The 15,689-nt window shown below is 66.3% G+C and carries 29 protein-coding genes; all 29 read right to left on the bottom strand.

The window, feature by feature from the left end:
* Positions 1 to 39 precede the first annotated feature (39 nt).
* The 29 genes from rpsK to AC07F0_RS10030 all read right to left on the bottom strand — a co-directional run bounded on the left by rpsK (position 40) and on the right by AC07F0_RS10030 (position 15,667).
* On the bottom strand, positions 40 to 444 hold the full coding sequence (gene rpsK, locus AC07F0_RS10170; RefSeq protein ID WP_003956432.1) for a 30S ribosomal protein S11: 405 nt from the start codon (positions 442 to 444) through the stop codon (positions 40 to 42).
* 64 nt (positions 445 to 508) lie between these two features.
* The gene (gene rpsM / locus AC07F0_RS10165) at positions 509 to 889 is read right to left on the bottom strand and encodes a 30S ribosomal protein S13 (protein WP_010036675.1); all 381 of its coding nucleotides are present in this window, start codon (positions 887 to 889) and stop codon (positions 509 to 511) included.
* Between the two features lie 187 nt (positions 890 to 1,076).
* Positions 1,077 to 1,190 (bottom strand): 50S ribosomal protein L36, encoded by a 114-nt coding sequence (gene rpmJ / locus AC07F0_RS10160; protein ID WP_003974245.1) that lies wholly within the window; start codon positions 1,188 to 1,190, stop codon positions 1,077 to 1,079.
* Between the two features lie 56 nt (positions 1,191 to 1,246).
* Entirely contained in the window at positions 1,247 to 1,468 is a 222-nt protein-coding gene (gene infA / locus AC07F0_RS10155; protein ID WP_003948620.1) for a translation initiation factor IF-1, read from the bottom strand.
* Between the two features lie 258 nt (positions 1,469 to 1,726).
* Positions 1,727 to 2,563, bottom strand: a complete 837-nt coding sequence (gene map, locus AC07F0_RS10150) for a type I methionyl aminopeptidase (protein WP_478976666.1) — start codon at positions 2,561 to 2,563, stop codon at positions 1,727 to 1,729.
* A gap of 131 nt (positions 2,564 to 2,694) precedes the next feature.
* Positions 2,695 to 3,357 carry an adenylate kinase gene (locus AC07F0_RS10145; RefSeq protein ID WP_436725694.1) on the bottom strand — a complete coding sequence of 221 codons (663 nt, stop codon included), beginning with the start codon at positions 3,355 to 3,357 and terminating at the stop codon, positions 2,695 to 2,697.
* Positions 3,357 to 4,670, bottom strand: coding sequence for a preprotein translocase subunit SecY (gene secY / locus AC07F0_RS10140; protein ID WP_478976664.1), 1,314 nt, complete (start codon positions 4,668 to 4,670; stop codon positions 3,357 to 3,359). Before secY ends, AC07F0_RS10145 begins: the two co-directional genes overlap by 1 nt.
* 235 nt (positions 4,671 to 4,905) lie before the next feature.
* On the bottom strand, positions 4,906 to 5,361 hold the full coding sequence (rplO, locus tag AC07F0_RS10135; protein WP_338782542.1) for a 50S ribosomal protein L15: 456 nt from the start codon (positions 5,359 to 5,361) through the stop codon (positions 4,906 to 4,908).
* A gap of 2 nt (positions 5,362 to 5,363) precedes the next feature.
* On the bottom strand, positions 5,364 to 5,546 hold the full coding sequence (gene rpmD, locus AC07F0_RS10130) for a 50S ribosomal protein L30 (protein WP_003974250.1): 183 nt from the start codon (positions 5,544 to 5,546) through the stop codon (positions 5,364 to 5,366).
* Positions 5,546 to 6,154: a 30S ribosomal protein S5 gene (rpsE, locus tag AC07F0_RS10125; RefSeq protein WP_030671799.1), complete on the bottom strand. Its 609-nt coding sequence runs from the start codon at positions 6,152 to 6,154 to the stop codon at positions 5,546 to 5,548. Before rpsE ends, rpmD begins: the two co-directional genes overlap by 1 nt.
* A gap of 43 nt (positions 6,155 to 6,197) precedes the next feature.
* Positions 6,198 to 6,581 carry a 50S ribosomal protein L18 gene (gene rplR, locus AC07F0_RS10120; protein WP_003992369.1) on the bottom strand — a complete coding sequence of 128 codons (384 nt, stop codon included), beginning with the start codon at positions 6,579 to 6,581 and terminating at the stop codon, positions 6,198 to 6,200.
* A gap of 3 nt (positions 6,582 to 6,584) precedes the next feature.
* Complete coding sequence (gene rplF, locus AC07F0_RS10115; RefSeq protein ID WP_010036705.1) at positions 6,585 to 7,124, bottom strand: 50S ribosomal protein L6; 540 nt, start codon at positions 7,122 to 7,124, stop codon at positions 6,585 to 6,587.
* A gap of 23 nt (positions 7,125 to 7,147) precedes the next feature.
* Positions 7,148 to 7,546, bottom strand: a complete 399-nt coding sequence (gene rpsH, locus AC07F0_RS10110) for a 30S ribosomal protein S8 (protein WP_086601011.1) — start codon at positions 7,544 to 7,546, stop codon at positions 7,148 to 7,150.
* Positions 7,547 to 7,759: 213 nt separating this feature from the next.
* Positions 7,760 to 7,945, bottom strand: a complete 186-nt coding sequence (locus tag AC07F0_RS10105; RefSeq protein WP_003948630.1) for a type Z 30S ribosomal protein S14 — start codon at positions 7,943 to 7,945, stop codon at positions 7,760 to 7,762.
* 5 nt (positions 7,946 to 7,950) lie between these two features.
* Positions 7,951 to 8,508 (bottom strand): 50S ribosomal protein L5, encoded by a 558-nt coding sequence (gene rplE, locus AC07F0_RS10100; RefSeq protein ID WP_010036711.1) that lies wholly within the window; start codon positions 8,506 to 8,508, stop codon positions 7,951 to 7,953.
* Positions 8,508 to 8,831 (bottom strand): 50S ribosomal protein L24, encoded by a 324-nt coding sequence (rplX, locus tag AC07F0_RS10095; RefSeq protein WP_010036713.1) that lies wholly within the window; start codon positions 8,829 to 8,831, stop codon positions 8,508 to 8,510. Before rplX ends, rplE begins: the two co-directional genes overlap by 1 nt.
* A gap of 2 nt (positions 8,832 to 8,833) precedes the next feature.
* Positions 8,834 to 9,202 carry a 50S ribosomal protein L14 gene (gene rplN / locus AC07F0_RS10090; protein ID WP_003998823.1) on the bottom strand — a complete coding sequence of 123 codons (369 nt, stop codon included), beginning with the start codon at positions 9,200 to 9,202 and terminating at the stop codon, positions 8,834 to 8,836.
* 185 nt (positions 9,203 to 9,387) lie between these two features.
* Positions 9,388 to 9,675 carry a 30S ribosomal protein S17 gene (gene rpsQ, locus AC07F0_RS10085; RefSeq protein WP_010036717.1) on the bottom strand — a complete coding sequence of 96 codons (288 nt, stop codon included), beginning with the start codon at positions 9,673 to 9,675 and terminating at the stop codon, positions 9,388 to 9,390.
* Positions 9,675 to 9,899 carry a 50S ribosomal protein L29 gene (gene rpmC / locus AC07F0_RS10080; protein ID WP_010036720.1) on the bottom strand — a complete coding sequence of 75 codons (225 nt, stop codon included), beginning with the start codon at positions 9,897 to 9,899 and terminating at the stop codon, positions 9,675 to 9,677. The genes rpsQ and rpmC overlap by 1 nt, the downstream gene beginning before the upstream one ends.
* Complete coding sequence (rplP, locus tag AC07F0_RS10075) at positions 9,899 to 10,318, bottom strand: 50S ribosomal protein L16 (RefSeq protein WP_004984526.1); 420 nt, start codon at positions 10,316 to 10,318, stop codon at positions 9,899 to 9,901. The genes rpmC and rplP overlap by 1 nt, the downstream gene beginning before the upstream one ends.
* Positions 10,319 to 10,323: 5 nt before the next feature.
* Positions 10,324 to 11,148 (bottom strand): 30S ribosomal protein S3, encoded by an 825-nt coding sequence (gene rpsC / locus AC07F0_RS10070; protein ID WP_010036723.1) that lies wholly within the window; start codon positions 11,146 to 11,148, stop codon positions 10,324 to 10,326.
* Entirely contained in the window at positions 11,148 to 11,495 is a 348-nt protein-coding gene (gene rplV, locus AC07F0_RS10065; protein ID WP_010036727.1) for a 50S ribosomal protein L22, read from the bottom strand. The genes rpsC and rplV overlap by 1 nt, the downstream gene beginning before the upstream one ends.
* A gap of 44 nt (positions 11,496 to 11,539) precedes the next feature.
* Complete coding sequence (rpsS, locus tag AC07F0_RS10060; protein ID WP_010036728.1) at positions 11,540 to 11,821, bottom strand: 30S ribosomal protein S19; 282 nt, start codon at positions 11,819 to 11,821, stop codon at positions 11,540 to 11,542.
* A gap of 12 nt (positions 11,822 to 11,833) precedes the next feature.
* Positions 11,834 to 12,670: a 50S ribosomal protein L2 gene (gene rplB / locus AC07F0_RS10055; RefSeq protein WP_006140909.1), complete on the bottom strand. Its 837-nt coding sequence runs from the start codon at positions 12,668 to 12,670 to the stop codon at positions 11,834 to 11,836.
* Positions 12,671 to 12,708: 38 nt separating this feature from the next.
* Complete coding sequence (gene rplW, locus AC07F0_RS10050) at positions 12,709 to 13,128, bottom strand: 50S ribosomal protein L23 (protein ID WP_338782539.1); 420 nt, start codon at positions 13,126 to 13,128, stop codon at positions 12,709 to 12,711.
* Positions 13,128 to 13,784, bottom strand: a complete 657-nt coding sequence (gene rplD / locus AC07F0_RS10045; protein WP_436725696.1) for a 50S ribosomal protein L4 — start codon at positions 13,782 to 13,784, stop codon at positions 13,128 to 13,130. The genes rplW and rplD overlap by 1 nt, the downstream gene beginning before the upstream one ends.
* Positions 13,785 to 13,788: 4 nt before the next feature.
* Entirely contained in the window at positions 13,789 to 14,433 is a 645-nt protein-coding gene (rplC, locus tag AC07F0_RS10040) for a 50S ribosomal protein L3 (protein WP_086601018.1), read from the bottom strand.
* A 17-nt stretch (positions 14,434 to 14,450) separates the two neighbouring features.
* Positions 14,451 to 14,759 (bottom strand): 30S ribosomal protein S10, encoded by a 309-nt coding sequence (rpsJ, locus tag AC07F0_RS10035; RefSeq protein WP_003948644.1) that lies wholly within the window; start codon positions 14,757 to 14,759, stop codon positions 14,451 to 14,453.
* A gap of 407 nt (positions 14,760 to 15,166) precedes the next feature.
* On the bottom strand, positions 15,167 to 15,667 hold the full coding sequence (locus AC07F0_RS10030; protein WP_478976661.1) for a hypothetical protein: 501 nt from the start codon (positions 15,665 to 15,667) through the stop codon (positions 15,167 to 15,169).
* Positions 15,668 to 15,689: the final 22 nt, after the last annotated feature.

Below are 15,689 nucleotides of genomic sequence, written 5' to 3'. Positions count from 1 at the left end.
AGCCGTACCGCCCGAAAACCTGAACCCGAAGGCGTCGCGTCAGACGCGGCGGCGCTTCGGCGGACGGCAGCCGTTGTGCGGGGTCGGGGTGACGTCCTGGATGGAGCCGACCTCGAGACCGGTCGCCTGGAGCGAACGGATGGCGGTCTCACGACCGGAACCCGGGCCCTTGACGAACACGTCGACCTTGCGCATGCCGTGCTCCTGGGCGCGGCGGGCAGCCGACTCGGCGGCCATCTGCGCGGCGAACGGCGTGGACTTCCGGGAGCCCTTGAAGCCGACGTGGCCGGCGGAGGCCCAGGAGATCACGTTGCCGGACGGGTCCGTGATCGAGACGATGGTGTTGTTGAACGTGCTCTTGATGTGCGCGTGGCCGTGAGCGACGTTCTTCTTTTCCTTGCGGCGCACCTTCTTGGCAGCGCCCTGACGACCCTTGGGGGGCATCTATAACTCCTACGGGAGGTGGTCGGTCCTGCAGCGAAGACCGCTGACGAGCGTCCGCTGAGGACTACTTCTTGCCCGGCTTCTTCTTGCCGGCGATGGCGCGACGCGGGCCCTTGCGGGTGCGGGCGTTGGTGCTGGTGCGCTGACCGCGGACGGGCAGACCGCGGCGGTGACGCAGACCCTGGTAAGTACCGATCTCGACCTTGCGGCGGATGTCGGCCTGGATCTCGCGACGGAGGTCACCCTCGGTCTTGATGTTGTTGTCGACGTACTCGCGGATCGCGACGAGCTGCTCCTCGGAGAGGTCGCGAACGCGGGTGTTCGGGTCGACGCCGGTGGCGGCCAGCGTCTGCTGCGAGAGGGTCCGGCCGATGCCGAACACGTAGGTGAGGGCGATCTCCACGCGCTTGTCGCGCGGGATGTCAACACCGGAAACGCGTGCCATTCAATGGCTCCAGTTACTTGACGGAGGTCTTCCGCAGAACCGACTCCCAGCCGCCGTATGAGGTACGAACTGGGTCCCCGGCCTCCGACCGGGGGTGTCAGACCCGGGGGTCTGGGTCCTGCGTATGAACATATTCAGCTTGCGTCGCGCGAATCCCTGCGATGAAGGCAGAGGGATCGGTCGTGCGTCAGCCCTGGCGCTGCTTGTGGCGCGGGTTGTCGCAGATGACCATGACCCGGCCGTGACGGCGGATCACCCTGCACTTGTCGCAGATCTTCTTGACGCTCGGCTTGACCTTCATGGGTGAGGTTCTCCGGGTCAGTGCCACCACCCCGGAAGCCGGGGCGCGGGCAAGATCTACTTGTAGCGGTAGACGATCCGGCCACGCGTCAGGTCGTACGGAGACAGCTCCACCACGACCCGGTCGTCAGGGAGGATGCGGATGTAGTGCATACGCATCTTGCCGCTGATGTGTGCCAGGACCTGGTGGCCGTTCTGGAGCTCGACCTTGAACATGGCGTTCGGAAGAGACTCGACGACAGTGCCCTCGATCTCGATGGCACCTTGCTTCTTGGCCACGCTTCGCCCTTCGAATCGACTACCTTGATCGACTCAGTGCGAGTGCATGCAGACATGCGGATGCACAAGAGCCGACGAGTCAGTCTACGACAGGGCCCTCGGAAACACGAATCGAGAGAGTCTGCCCCAGCGGACAGATCCTTAAGCGCCTCTTCAGGGGCGCGGGGCTGTGTCGATATGCGGCTCCGCCGCTGGGCGCGACAAGCCACGACGAAGCCGCAGCCGCCGCACGACCGCACCGCCCTCCCCGGCAGGCGCTCAGCCCAGCGGATCCGGAGCGGCGACAATGCCCAGCTCGGCGAGCTTCGCCTTCCCCCCGTCGGGAGACGTCAGCACCAGCGGCCCCTCCTCCGTCAGCGCGACGGAGTGCTCCCAGTGGGACGACCACGTGCCGTCCGTCGTGACGACCGTCCAGTCGTCCTCGAGGACCTCTGTCTTCGGGGTGCCGAGGGAGACCATCGGCTCGATCGCGAGGCAGAAGCCCGGCACCAGCTTCGGACCCTTGCCGCGCCGACGGTCCACGTAGTTCAGCAGGTGCGGGTCCATGTGCATCTCGGTGCCGATGCCGTGACCGCCGTAGTCCTCGATGATCCCGTACCGGCCGCCGCCGGGCTTGGGCTGGCGGCGGATGTACGTCTCGATCGCCCGGGAGACGTCGACCAGCCGGTTGCCCTGCTTCATGGCCGCGATGCCGGCCCACATCGACTCCTCGGTCACCCGGGACAGCTCGATCAGCTCCGGGGAGTGACCGGAGCCCACGAAGGCCGTGTACGCGGCGTCGCCGTGCCAGCCGTCGATGATCGCGCCGCAGTCGATGGAGATCACGTCCCCGTCCTTGAGGACCACGTCGTCGGAGGGGATGCCGTGGACGACGACCTCGTTCACCGAGGTGCAGATGGTCGCGGGGAAGCCGCCGTAGCCGAGGAAGTTCGGCTTGGCGTTGTGCTCGGCGAGCACCTTGCGGGCCACCTGGTCCAGGTCCTTCGTCGTGGCCCCCGGCACGGCGGCTTCGCGGGTCGCCGCGTGAATGGCGGCGACGACCAGCCCCGCCTCGCGCATCTTGGCGATCTGCTCGGGGGTCTTGATCTGCACCATGGGGGCTACGGCCTTTCTGGACCTTCGGAGAACATGAATGCCTTCAACGATACGGGGCCGCGCGAGGACCCCGCCCACACAGCGGCCGCGGCTCCCCAGGGGGAACCGCGGCCGTAGCTGCGCATGAACGACTACTTGCCGTCCTCGCCACGCTTGAGCGCCTCCATGGCGCGCGTCGTGACGTCCTCCACCTTGCCGAGCGCGGAGATCGTGACCACTAGGCCCTGCGCCTTGTAGTAGTCGATGATCGGCTCGGTCTGTGTGTGGTAGACCTCCAGCCGCTTGCGGACGGTCTCCTCGGAGTCGTCGTCCCGCTGGTACAGCTCGCCGCCGCAGACGTCGCAGACGCCCTCCTTGGCCGGCTGCTTGTACGTCACGTGGAAGACGTGCGCGGAGTCGTTGCGGCAGATGCGGCGGCCGGCGATGCGCTTGACCACCTCGTCCTCGGGGACCTCCAGGTCCAGCACCGCGTCGAGCTGCATGCTCTCGGTCTCGAGCAGCTCGTCGAGCGCCTCGGCCTGGGAGACGTTGCGGGGGAAGCCGTCCAGCAGGAAGCCGTTCTCGGCGTCCGGCTGCTCCATGCGGTCCTTCGCCATGGCGATCGTGACCTCGTCGGGTACGAGATTGCCCGCGTCCATGTAGGACTTCGCCAGTTTGCCGAGTTCCGTCTGCTGGCTGATGTTGGCCCGGAACAGGTCGCCCGTGGAGATGTGCGGGATCGACAGGTTCTTGGCCAGGAACGCGGCCTGCGTTCCCTTACCGGCACCCGGCGGCCCGACGAGGACGATACGCATCAGCGGAGGAACCCTTCGTAATTGCGCTGCTGGAGCTGGCTCTCAATCTGCTTCACCGTCTCGAGACCGACACCCACGATGATCAGGATGCTGGTCCCACCGAACGGGAAGTTCTGGTTTGCATCGAAACCAACCAACGCCATTGTCGGGACGAGAGCGATCAGACCCAGATACAGCGAACCCGGCCAGGTGATCCGGTTGAGTACGTAGCTGAGGTACTCAGCGGTCGGTCGGCCAGCCCGAATGCCCGGGATGAAGCCACCATACTTCTTCATGTTGTCGGCGACTTCCTCGGGGTTGAAGGAGATCGCCACGTAGAAGAACGCGAAGAATACGATCAGGAGGAAGTACAGGACAAGGTGCGACGGCGCCTTGGGATCCGCGAGGTTCTGCTCGATCCAGATCTTCCAGTCCGACTTGCCTCCGGCGAACTGGGCGATCAGCGCCGGGATGTAGAGCAGCGACGAGGCGAAGATGACGGGAATCACACCCGCCTGGTTCACCTTCAGCGGGATGTACGTCGACGTACCACCGTAGGAGCGGCGGCCGATCATGCGCTTGGCGTACTGAACCGGGATGCGACGCTGAGCCTGCTCGACGAAGACCACCAGGCCGACCATGACGAGGCCGACCGCGATGACGGCGCCGAATTCGATCCAGCCGCCGGCCAGGTCGCCCTGCTCCTTGATGGCCCACAGGGCGGACGGGAAGGTGGCGGCGATCGAGATGAACATCAGGATCGACATGCCGTTGCCGATGCCGCGGTCCGTGATCAGCTCGCCGAGCCACATCACGAACGCCGTACCGGCGGTCATGGTGATGACCATGGTGATGGTGACGAAGATCGACTGGTCGGGCACGATCTGGCTGGCCACCGGGCAGCCCGAGAACAGGGCGCCGCTGCGGGCGGTGGCGACGAGGCCGGTGCCCTGAAGGATGGCGAGGGCCACCGTCAGGTAGCGGGTGTACTGCGTGATCTTCGCCGTACCGGCCTGGCCCTCCTTCTTCAGGGCTTCCAGGCGCGGGATCACCACGGTCAGCAGCTGCAGAATGATGCTCGCCGTGATGTACGGCATGATGCCCAGCGCGAAGATCGTGATCTGCAGCAGCGCGCCGCCGCTGAACATGTTGACCAGGCCGAACAGGCCCTGGTTGGCCTGAGCGTTGTCGATACAGGTCTGGACGTTCCGGTAGTCGACGCCTGGGATCGGGACATGCGTACCGACCCGGTAGACCACGATGATGCCGAGCGTGAAGAGCAGCTTCTTGCGCAGGTCGGGCGTCTTGAACGCCCGGGCGAACGCGGTGAGCACGGTGCCTCCTGCGACCCCCGCGCAACTGCGTCAAGGGTGACGGTCTTGAGGTTCGACGAATAGGTAACGGGCAACTGCCGCTCGGAGTGCCGGAAGTGCAGCACCCCGTGAAAAGAGGGCAGTGCAGGCCACCTTACCGGCGGGACTGCCGCCCTAGGAACGACCAACCGGGGATACCCCATTTGTGGGGTATCCCCGGTCGGGATCGCTCAGGTCATCAAGACGCCTGTGGTGTTCAGACGAGCTCGGTGACAGAACCGCCGGCGGCGGTGATCTTCTCCTTGGCGGAGCCGGAGACGGCGTCGACCGTCACCTGCAGCGCCACGGAGATCTCGCCCTGGCCGAGGACCTTGACGAGGCTGTTCTTGCGAACAGCGCCCTTGGCCACCAGCGACTCGACGGTGACCTCGCCACCCTCGGGGTAGAGGGCGGCCAGCTTGTCGAGGTTCACGACCTGGTACTCGGTCTTGAACGGGTTCTTGAAGCCCTTCAGCTTCGGAAGGCGCATGTGGAGGGGCATCTGCCCACCCTCGAAGCGCTCCGGAACCTGGTAGCGGGCCTTCGTACCCTTGGTACCACGACCGGCCGTCTTACCCTTCGACGCCTCACCACGACCGACACGGGTCTTGGCGGTCTTGGCGCCCGGGGCGGGACGGAGGTTGTGGATCTTGAGCGGGTTGTTCTCCGCCATGATCAGTCGACCTCCTCGACCGTCACGAGGTGGCGGACGGTGTGCACCATGCCGCGGAACTCGGGGCGGTCCTCCTTGACGACCTGCGTGTTGATGCCCTTGAGACCAAGGGAACGCAGGGTGTCACGGTGGTTCTGCTTGCTGCCGATGTAGGACTTCACCTGCGTGATCTTGAGCTGAGCCATCACGCAGCACCCGCCCCGGCACGCGCACGCAGCAGAGCCGCGGGGGCGACGTCCTCGAGCGGCAGACCACGGCGGGCCGCGATCTCCTCGGGACGCTGCAGACCCTTCAGGGCCTCCACGGTCGCGTGCACGATGTTGATCGCGTTCGACGAGCCGAGCGACTTCGACAGCACGTCGTGGATACCGGCGCACTCGAGCACGGCACGCACCGGACCACCGGCGATAACACCGGTACCCGGGGACGCCGGCTTGAGCAGCACGACGCCGGCAGCCTTCTCACCCGTGATCGGGTGCGGGATGGTGCCCTGGATACGCGGGACCTTGAAGAAGTGCTTCTTGGCCTCCTCAACGCCCTTGGCGATGGCGGCCGGCACCTCCTTGGCCTTGCCGTATCCGACACCCACGGTGCCGTCACCGTCGCCCACCACGACCAGCGCGGTGAAGCTGAAGCGACGACCACCCTTCACAACCTTGGCGACGCGGTTGATCGCGACAACGCGCTCAACGTACGCGGTCTTCTCGGCGGCAGCTGCGCCGCCGTCACGGCCCTTCCGGTCCCGCCGCTCGCCGCCACCGGCACCGCCACCGCGGCGCTGGGGTCCAGCCATTGGAATTACCTCTCTCTGTCTCCGCTAGCTACGGAACCAGGACTCAGAACTTGAGTCCGGCCTCGCGGGCGGCGTCCGCCAGGGCGGCGATGCGCCCCGCGTACTGGTTACCACCACGGTCGAACACGACGGCCTCGACACCGGCGGCCTTGGCACGCTCGGCGACCAGGGCGCCGACCTGCTTGGCCTGCGCGGACTTGTCGCCCTCGCCACCGCGGATCGAGCTGTCCAGGGTGGACGCCGACGCCAGGGTGTGACCCTTGATGTCGTCGATCACCTGGGCCACGATGTGGCGGTTCGAGCGGGTAACGACCAGACGCGGACGCTCCGCCGTACCGTTGATGTGCTTACGGATCCGGATGTGGCGGCGCTTGATCGCGGCGCGCTTGTAGGCGTCGCCCTTAAGGATCTTCTGTCCGTATGCCATGGCTTACTTACCCGCCTTTCCGACCTTGCGGCGGATGACTTCGCCCTCGTACTTGACGCCCTTGGCCTTGTACGGGTCGGGCCTGCGCAGCTTGCGGATGTTGGCCGCAACCTCGCCGACCTTCTGCTTGTCGATGCCCTCGACCGAGAAACGGGTCGGGGACTCCACCTTGAAGGTGATGCCCTCGGGGGCCTCGACCAGGATCGGGTGGCTGTAGCCGAGGGAGAACTCCAGGTTGGAGCCCTTCGCCACGACGCGGTAGCCGACACCGCTGATTTCGAGCTTCTTGACGTATCCCTGGGTCACACCGGTGATCATGTTCGCCACCAGCGTGCGGGACAGGCCGTGCAGGGCCTTGCTCTGCCGCTCGTCGTTGGGCCGCAGCACCTGAAGGGTGCCGTCCTCGGCCTTGGCGATGTCGATCGGCGCGATGACGGTGTGGGTCAGTTCGCCCTTGGGGCCCTTGACCGCGACCGTACGGCCGTCGATGGTGACGTCCACGCCGGCGGGAACCGGGATGGGGAGCTTGCCGATACGCGACATGTTGTCTCTCCTCCGTTCCCGAACTACCAGACGTAGGCGAGGACTTCCCCACCCACGCCCTTCTTCTGCGCCTGCTTGTCGGTCAGGAGACCGTGGGACGTGGAGATGATCGCCACGCCCAGGCCGCCCAGCACCTTCGGCAGGTTGGTGGACTTCGCGTACACCCGGAGACCGGGCTTGGAGATCCGCTTGATGCCCGCGATGGAGCGCTCACGGTTGGGGCCGAACTTCAGCTCCAGGACGAGGTTCTTGCCGACCTCGGCGTCCTCGACCTTCCAGCCCGTGATGAAGCCCTCCTGCTGGAGGATCTCCGCGATGTGAGACTTGATCTTCGAGTGCGGCATCGCCACGGTGTCGTGGTACGCCGAGTTCGCGTTCCGCAGACGCGTCAGCATGTCTGCGATCGGATCAGTCATGGTCATGAATTGGCCTTCGGCCTCTCTCGCCGGGGTTTCCTGGTGCGCCATCCCTCTCCCCGATCCGAGACGGGACGGGTGCGGCGCGGTGGACCTACGGCGTAGTAAGTCGTAAGGGCGGCGGCAGACGCCCAACCCCACAAGCCTAAGGCATGTGAGCTGGACGTCCTGCCGCCCCAGATGCTTACCGAGAGCCCTGCTAATCCCTGATTGGGGGGATTACCAGGAGCTCTTGGTCACGCCCGGCAGCTCGCCACGGTGAGCCATCTCACGAAGGCACACGCGGCACAGGCCGAACTTGCGGTACACGGAGTGCGGGCGGCCGCAGCGCTGGCAGCGGGTGTAGCCACGCACACCGAACTTGGGCTTGCGAGCAGCCTTGGCAATCAGAGCCTTCTTCGCCATCTCGCTCACGCCTCCTTGAAGGGGAAGCCGAGGTGACGAAGGAGCGCGCGGCCCTCAGCGTCGTTGGTCGCCGTGGTGACCACGGTGATGTCCATACCCCGGACGCGGTCGATCTTGTCCTGGTCGATCTCGTGGAACATGACCTGCTCCGTGAGACCGAAGGTGTAGTTGCCACGGCCGTCGAACTGCTTGGGGGACAGGCCGCGGAAGTCGCGGATGCGCGGGAGCGCCAGCGACAGGGTGCGGTCCAGGAACTCCCACATGCGGTCGCCACGGAGCGTGACGTGGGCACCGATCGGCTGGCCCTCACGCAGCTTGAACTGCGCGATGGACTTGCGGGCCTTGGTGACGGCCGGCTTCTGACCGGTGATCGTGGTGAGGTCGCGGATGGCGCCCTCGATCAGCTTGGAGTCGCGGGCGGCGTCGCCCACACCCATGTTGACCACGATCTTCACGAGACCGGGGATCTGCATGACGTTCTCGTACTTGAACTCGTCACGCAGCTTGCCCGTGATCTCCTCACGGTACTTCTGCTTCAGGCGCGGAGTGGTGGTGGTCGTCATCAGATGTCCTCACCCGTCCGCTTGGCAACGCGGATCTTGTTGCCTTCGTCGTCGAAGCGGTAACCGACGCGGGTCACGACCTTCTTGCCGTCCTTCTCCACGACCAGCTGGACGTTGGAGACGTGGATCGGCGCCTCGGTGGTGACGATGCCGCCGGCCTGCGAACCGCGAGCCGTCGGACCGGCCTTGGTGTGCTTCTTGACCCGGTTGACACCCTCGACCAGGACACGGTCCTCACGGGGGAAGGCCGCGATGACCTTGCCCTGCTTGCCCTTGTCCTTACCGGTGATGACCTGGACCAGGTCGCCCTTCTTGATCTTCATGCTCACAGCACCTCCGGCGCGAGGGAGATGATCTTCATGAACTTCTTCTCGCGCAGCTCACGGCCGACCGGGCCGAAGATACGGGTGCCACGAGGGTCGCCGTCGTTCTTCAGAATGACGGCGGCGTTCTCGTCGAAGCGGATGTACGAGCCGTCCGGACGGCGGCGCTCCTTGACGGTGCGAACGATGACCGCCTTGACGACGTCACCCTTCTTCACGTTGCCACCGGGGATCGCGTCCTTGACGGTGGCGACGATGACGTCACCGATACCCGCGTAGCGGCGACCGGAGCCGCCGAGCACACGGATGCAGAGGATCTCCTTCGCACCCGTGTTGTCGGCGACACGCAGTCGCGACTCCTGCTGGATCACGTCTATCTCCTGGTTGTCTGCCGGTTCCCGCAGGGCCCTTTCGGGACGCACCTGCGAGCCTGGCGGAACTGTCCTGCGGGGTAGCCCCCGAAGGAATTACTTAAGCCTCTGCGGGCGAAAACCCACGCCGGGGGCCGCATGACCGCCCCCGGCGGGGGTCAGCGGGGACTTGCGCCCCCGCTTGGTTACTTCGCCTTCTCGAGGATCTCCACGACGCGCCAGCGCTTCGTCGCCGAGAGCGGACGGGTCTCCATCAGGAGAACCCGGTCGCCGACGCCGGCGGCGTTCTGCTCGTCGTGCGCCTTGAGCTTGTTCGTACGGCGGATGACCTTGCCGTACAGCGCGTGCTTGACGCGGTCCTCGACGGCGACGACGACGGTCTTGTCCATCTTGTCGCTGACGACCAGACCCTCACGGGTCTTGCGGAATCCGCGGTCCGTCTTGGTCTCTTCAGTCACGTTGCTCTCGCTCATCAGGCGCTCTCCACCGTCTCGATGCCCAGCTCGCGCTCACGCATCAGGGTGTAGATCCGCGCGATGTCCTTGCGGACGGCCTTGAGCCGACCGTGGTTCTCGAGCTGGCCCGTCGCCGCCTGGAAGCGGAGGTTGAACAGCTCTTCCTTGGCCTCGCGGAGCTTGTTGAGCAGCTCCTCGTTGCCCAGCTCGCGCAGCTCGGACGCCTTGGTACCGGCCGACATCACGCTTCACCTGCCTCGCGCTTGACGATCTTGCACTTCATCGGCAGCTTGTGAGCCGCACGGGTCAGGGCCTCGCGCGCGATCTTCTCGTTGGGGTACGACAGCTCGAACATCACGCGTCCGGGCTTGACGTTGGCCACCCACCACTCCGGCGAGCCCTTACCGGAACCCATGCGGGTCTCGGCCGGCTTCTTGGTGAGGGGGCGGTCCGGGTAGATGTTGATCCAGACCTTGCCACCACGCTTGATGTGACGCGTCATGGCGATACGAGCGGCCTCGATCTGGCGGTTCGTCACATAGGCCGGGGTCAGCGCCTGGATGCCGTACTCGCCGAACGCAACCTGCGTGCCACCCTTGGACATGCCGTTGCGCTTGGGGTGGTGCTGCTTGCGGTGCTTGACCCTACGGGGGATCAGCATGTCGGTCAGGCCTCCGTTCCGGTGCTCTCAGCCGGAGCGGCGGCAGCGGGAGCCTCGGCCTTGGGGGCCTCGGCGCCGGCAGCCTGCTGCGGCTTGCGACCGCGCCGCTCGCCACCGCGGCCACCACGGGCCGGGCGGTCGGCACCGCCGCGGGCCGGGCGGTTACCCGCACGGGCAGCGGCGTTCTCGGCGCGGACCTCGGCGATGTTCTTGACGTCGCCCTTGTAGATCCAGACCTTCACGCCGATGCGGCCGAAGGTCGTCTTGGCCTCGAAGAAGCCGTAGTCCACGTTCGCGCGGAGCGTGTGCAGGGGCACACGGCCCTCGCGGTAGAACTCCGAGCGGGACATCTCGGCGCCACCGAGGCGGCCACCGCACTGGATCTTGATGCCCTTGGCGCCGGCCTTCATGGCGGACTGCATGCTCTTGCGCATGGCCCGACGGAAGGAGACGCGGGAGGAGAGCTGCTCGGCGACGGCCTGGGCGACCAGCTGAGCGTCGGTCTCGGGGTTCTTGACCTCGAGGATGTTCAGCTGGACCTGCTTGCCGGTGAGCTTCTCGAGGTCACCGCGGATGCGGTCGGCCTCGGCGCCGCGGCGGCCGATCACGATGCCCGGACGCGCGGTGTGGATGTCCACACGCACACGGTCACGGGTGCGCTCGATCTCGACCTTGGAGATGCCGGCGCGCTCCATGCCGGACGTCATCATCCGACGGATGGCGACGTCTTCCTTGACGTAGTCCTTGTACAGCTTGTCGGCGTACCAGCGCGACTTGAAGTCGGTCGTAACGCCGAGCCGGAACCCGTGCGGGTTTACCTTCTGGCCCATTACCGGGTTCCTTCCTTGCTGCTGACGACCACGGTGATGTGGCTGGTCCGCTTGCGGATCCGGTAGGCACGGCCCTGGGCGCGCGGACGGAACCGCTTCAGGGTCGGGCCCTCGTCGACGTAGGCCTCGGAGATGTAGAGGCTGTCGACATCGGTGTGGTCGTAGTTGTGCGCGGCGTTGGCGATGGCGCTGTCCAGCACCTTGCCGACCGGCACGCTCGCGGCCTGCGGGGCGAAACGCAGGACCGCCTGAGCCTCCGTGGCGTTCAGGCCACGGATGAGGTCCACCACGCGGCGGGCCTTCATGGGCGTGACGCGGATGTACCGCGCCTGGGCCCTGGCTTCCATGGTTGTCCCTTCAGTGTCTGTCATGATCATTCACACCCCGCTGGCTAGCGGCGCTTCGACTTCCGGTCGTCCTTGACGTGACCCCGGAAGGTGCGCGTCGGCGAGAACTCGCCGAGCTTGTGGCCGACCATCGACTCGGTGACAAACACCGGGATGTGGGTCTTGCCGTTGTGCACCGCGATCGTGTGGCCGAGCATGGCCGGGACGATCATCGAGCGGCGGGACCAGGTCTTGATGACGTTCTTGGTGCCGGCTTCGTTCTGGGCGTCCACCTTCTTGATCAGGTGGTCGTCGACGAAGGGCCCCTTCTTGAGACTGCGCGGCATCTAAACCCGCTCCTAGCGCTTCTTGTTCGTCTTGCGGCGGCGGACGATGTACTTGTTCGACGCCTTCTTGGGCGAACGAGTACGGCCTTCCTTCTTGCCCCACGGGGACACCGGGTGGCGACCACCGGAGGTACGGCCCTCACCACCACCGTGCGGGTGGTCAACCGGGTTCATGACCACACCACGCACGGTCGGGCGGACGCCCAGCCAGCGCTTACGGCCGGCCTTGCCCCAGTTGATGTTGCTCTGCTCGGCGTTGCCGACCTCGCCGACAGTGGCGCGGCAGCGGACGTCGACCAGGCGGATCTCACCCGACGGCATGCGCAGGTGGGCCATGGAGCCCTCCTTCGCGAGCAGCTGCACCGAGGCGCCGGCGGAGCGGGCGAACTTCGCGCCGCCGCCCGGACGCAGCTCGATGGCGTGCAGCGTGGTACCGACCGGGATGTTGCGCAGGGCCAGGTTGTTGCCCGGCTTGATGTCGGCCCCGGGACCGTTCTCGACGCGGTCGCCCTGCGACAGGCCACGCGGCGCGAGGATGTAGCGCTTCTCGCCGTCCGCGTAGTGCAGCAGCGCGATGCGCGCGGTGCGGTTGGGGTCGTACTCGATGTGCGCGACCTTCGCCGGCACGCCGTCCTTGTCGTGACGACGGAAGTCGATCACACGGTAGGCGCGCTTGTGGCCACCACCCTGGTGGCGGACGGTCACACGACCGGAGTTGTTACGGCCACCCTTGCTGTGCAGGGGGCGGACCAACGACTTCTCCGGCGTGGACCGCGTGACCTCGACGAAGTCGGCGACGCTGGCGCCACGACGGCCAGGAGTCGTCGGCTTGTACTTGCGGATACCCATTTCTCAGTCCTCGTCCGATTCCGGACGATCCTGACCGCTTACGCGGTCGGACCGCCGAAGATGTCGATACGGTCGCCCTCGGCGAGGGTCACGATCGCGCGCTTGGTGGACGCGCGCTGGCCGAAGCCCGTGCGGGTCCGCTTGCGCTTGCCCTGGCGGTTGATCGTGTTGACCCCGGTGACCTTGACCGAGAAGACCGACTGAACGGCCTGCTTGATCTGGGTCTTGTTGGCGCTCGGGTCGACGATGAACGTGTACTTGCCCTCGTCGAGGAGCGCGTAGCTCTTCTCCGAGACGACCGGCTTGAGCAGCACGTCACGGGGGTCCGTGAAGGACTTGCTCAGCGGGGTCTCGACGGTGTTCTTGCCCTCGGTGGCGTGGCGACGCGCCTTCTTGACGCGGGCCTCCTTGGCCTTCTTCGCGGCCTTCGAGGCGATAGCGGGGTGACGGATGGCCATCAGACCTCGCTCCCTTCGGTGTCGTTGGCCTTCGGGCCGGCGACGAAGGACTCGAAAGCGGCCTTGGTGAAGACCACGTCGTCCGAGACGAGAACGTCGTACGTGTTCAGCTGGCCCGGCTCCAGGATGTGGACCTGGGGCAGGTTGCGGGCGGACAGCCACGCGGCCTCGTCGGAGCGGTCGACGACCAGGAGCAGGTTCTTGCGCTCGCTGATCTTGCCGAACAGGCTCTTGGCGGCCTTCGTGGAGGGGGTCTCGCCCTCGACCACGCCGGAGACGACGTGGATGCGGTTGTGACGGGCCCGGTCGGTGAGGGCGTGACGCAGCGCGGCAGCCTTCATCTTCTTGGGCGTCCGCTGCGAGTAGTCACGCGGCACGGGACCGTGCACGACGCCACCACCGGCGAACTGCGGCGCGCGGGTCGAACCCTGACGGGCGCGACCGGTGCCCTTCTGGCGGTACGGCTTCTTGCCACCGCCGCGGACCTCGCCACGGGTCTTGGTCTTGTGCGTGCCCTGGCGGGCAGCGGCCAGCTGCGCGACGACGACCTGGTGGATCAGCGGAATGCTGATCTTCTCGACGTCGAAGATCTCCGCGGGGAGCTCGACGGAACCGGCCTTGTCGCCCGCCGGCGAAAGGATGTCAACAGTGCTCATTACCTCAGGCCCCCTTGGCCGCGGTGCGGACCAGGACGAGGCCGCCGTTCGGACCGGGAACCGCGCCCTTGATGAGCAGCAGACCCTTCTCCGCGTCAACGGCGTGGACGGTCAGGTTCTGGGTGGTGACCCGCTCGTTGCCCATGCGACCCGCCATGCGGAGGCCCTTGAACACGCGGCCCGGGGTGGCGCAGCCACCGATGGAACCGGGAGAGCGGTGCTTGCGCTGGGTGCCGTGTCCGGCGCCGAGGCCCTTGAAGTTGTGACGCTTCATGACACCGGCGAAGCCCTTGCCCTTGCTCTTGCCGGTCACGTCGACCTTCACGCCGGCCTCGAACACCTCAGCGGTGATCTCCTGGCCCAGCGTGTACTCGGAGGCGTCCGCGGTGCGGATCTCGACGAGGTGGCGACGGGGGGTGACGTCGGCCTTGGCGAAGTGGCCCTTGAGGGGCTTGTTCACCTTGCGCGGGTCGATCTCGCCGAAAGCGATCTGGACGGACTCGTAGCCGTCGACATCGTTCGTACGGACCTGGGTGACGACGTTGGGGCCGGCCTTGACGACGGTGACCGGGACGACGCGGTTGTTCGCGTCCCACACCTGCGTCATGCCGAGCTTCTCGCCCAGGATGCCCTTGATCTGCTTAGCCATCTCTCAGATCACCGGCCTCAGAGCTTGATCTCGATGTCGACACCGGCCGGGAGGTCGAGTCGCATCAGAGAGTCAACGGTCTTGGGGGTGGGGTCGAGGATGTCGATCAGGCGCTTGTGCGTGCGCATCTCGAAGTGCTCGCGCGAGTCCTTGTACTTGTGCGGCGACTTGATGACGCAGTACACGTTCTTCTCAGTGGGCAGCGGCACCGGGCCCGCGACCGACGCACCAGTACGCGTCACCGTCTCGACGATCTTCTTCGCCGAGCTGTCGATGACCTCGTGGTCGTAGGCCTTGAGCCGGATGCGGATCTTCTGTCCCGCCATGGCTACTCAGTAGTCCTGTCTCTCGTAACGCTCTGGAACCCGGTGTTCCATTTCTCTTCCTCTCCGACCCACGCGGTCGGGCGTGTCGCTCTCCCGCTGACACAGATGCCCCTTGTTCGAACATCCCTGCGGGATTGCACACGGCCCTTCCGGTACCGCGAGCCGGAGGCGAAAGCCCACCGGGTGCCTGGCCGGCGCCGCACTGACACTTCCCGGAAGATTCCCGTACGTCCGCCCCAGCGCTGCCGTGTGGCAGTTAGGGCGACGAGTACTGTGGGACTCGCTTCCGGTCCCCCCGGCGGGAGGCGCGCAGCATCAACACTCGACCGAGCAACTCGGACAGTCTGCCATACGGGGCATGGCGGACGCCAATCGAGCCGGAGAGAATACCCCGGGGGTGACGTAGGTCAAACCGGGGCGGCCGTGGGCCCGCCGAAGGACGCCAGGAAGTCATCGACAACACTCCTGGAGAACGGGTCCGTCTCCGGGTCCTCGGGTGTGACGATGCTGACAGCGTAGTACTCGGACAGCAGGAGCCCCGTCCCTTCGACGGCTGCCTCGTCCTCCCGGGAGGAAGCATGGACCCCGGAAACCGCCGTCGCGTGCAGAGGCTGCGCGTGATGACGGTAGAAGACGGCGTAGGGCCCTTGCCTCTCGGTGTCGAGGGCGTAGCCGTGTTCCTCCCAGAAGTCCTCCATCTCCTGGCCGGAGCTGAACGTGACGATGCCCGAAAGGCCGTCTTCCTCCGGTTCGGGCAACCGCCAGTCGGCCAGGACGCCGGGCGAAAGCGGTTCCCCGTACAGGAACAACCCTGGCCACCGCTGCTGGCCGAGCCGCACGAAGCGGCGCATGCCCTCGGGGAACGACGCGTCCACGACGAAGTCGGTCGAGTGTCCGGTGAGATCCATGAGAGTGCCTCGCAGTGGTGTG

This window comes from Streptomyces sp. NPDC045955, assembly GCF_056430805.1.
The sequence above is the reverse complement of the archived record's forward strand: the minus strand, read 5'-3'. Positions and strand labels throughout refer to the sequence as shown.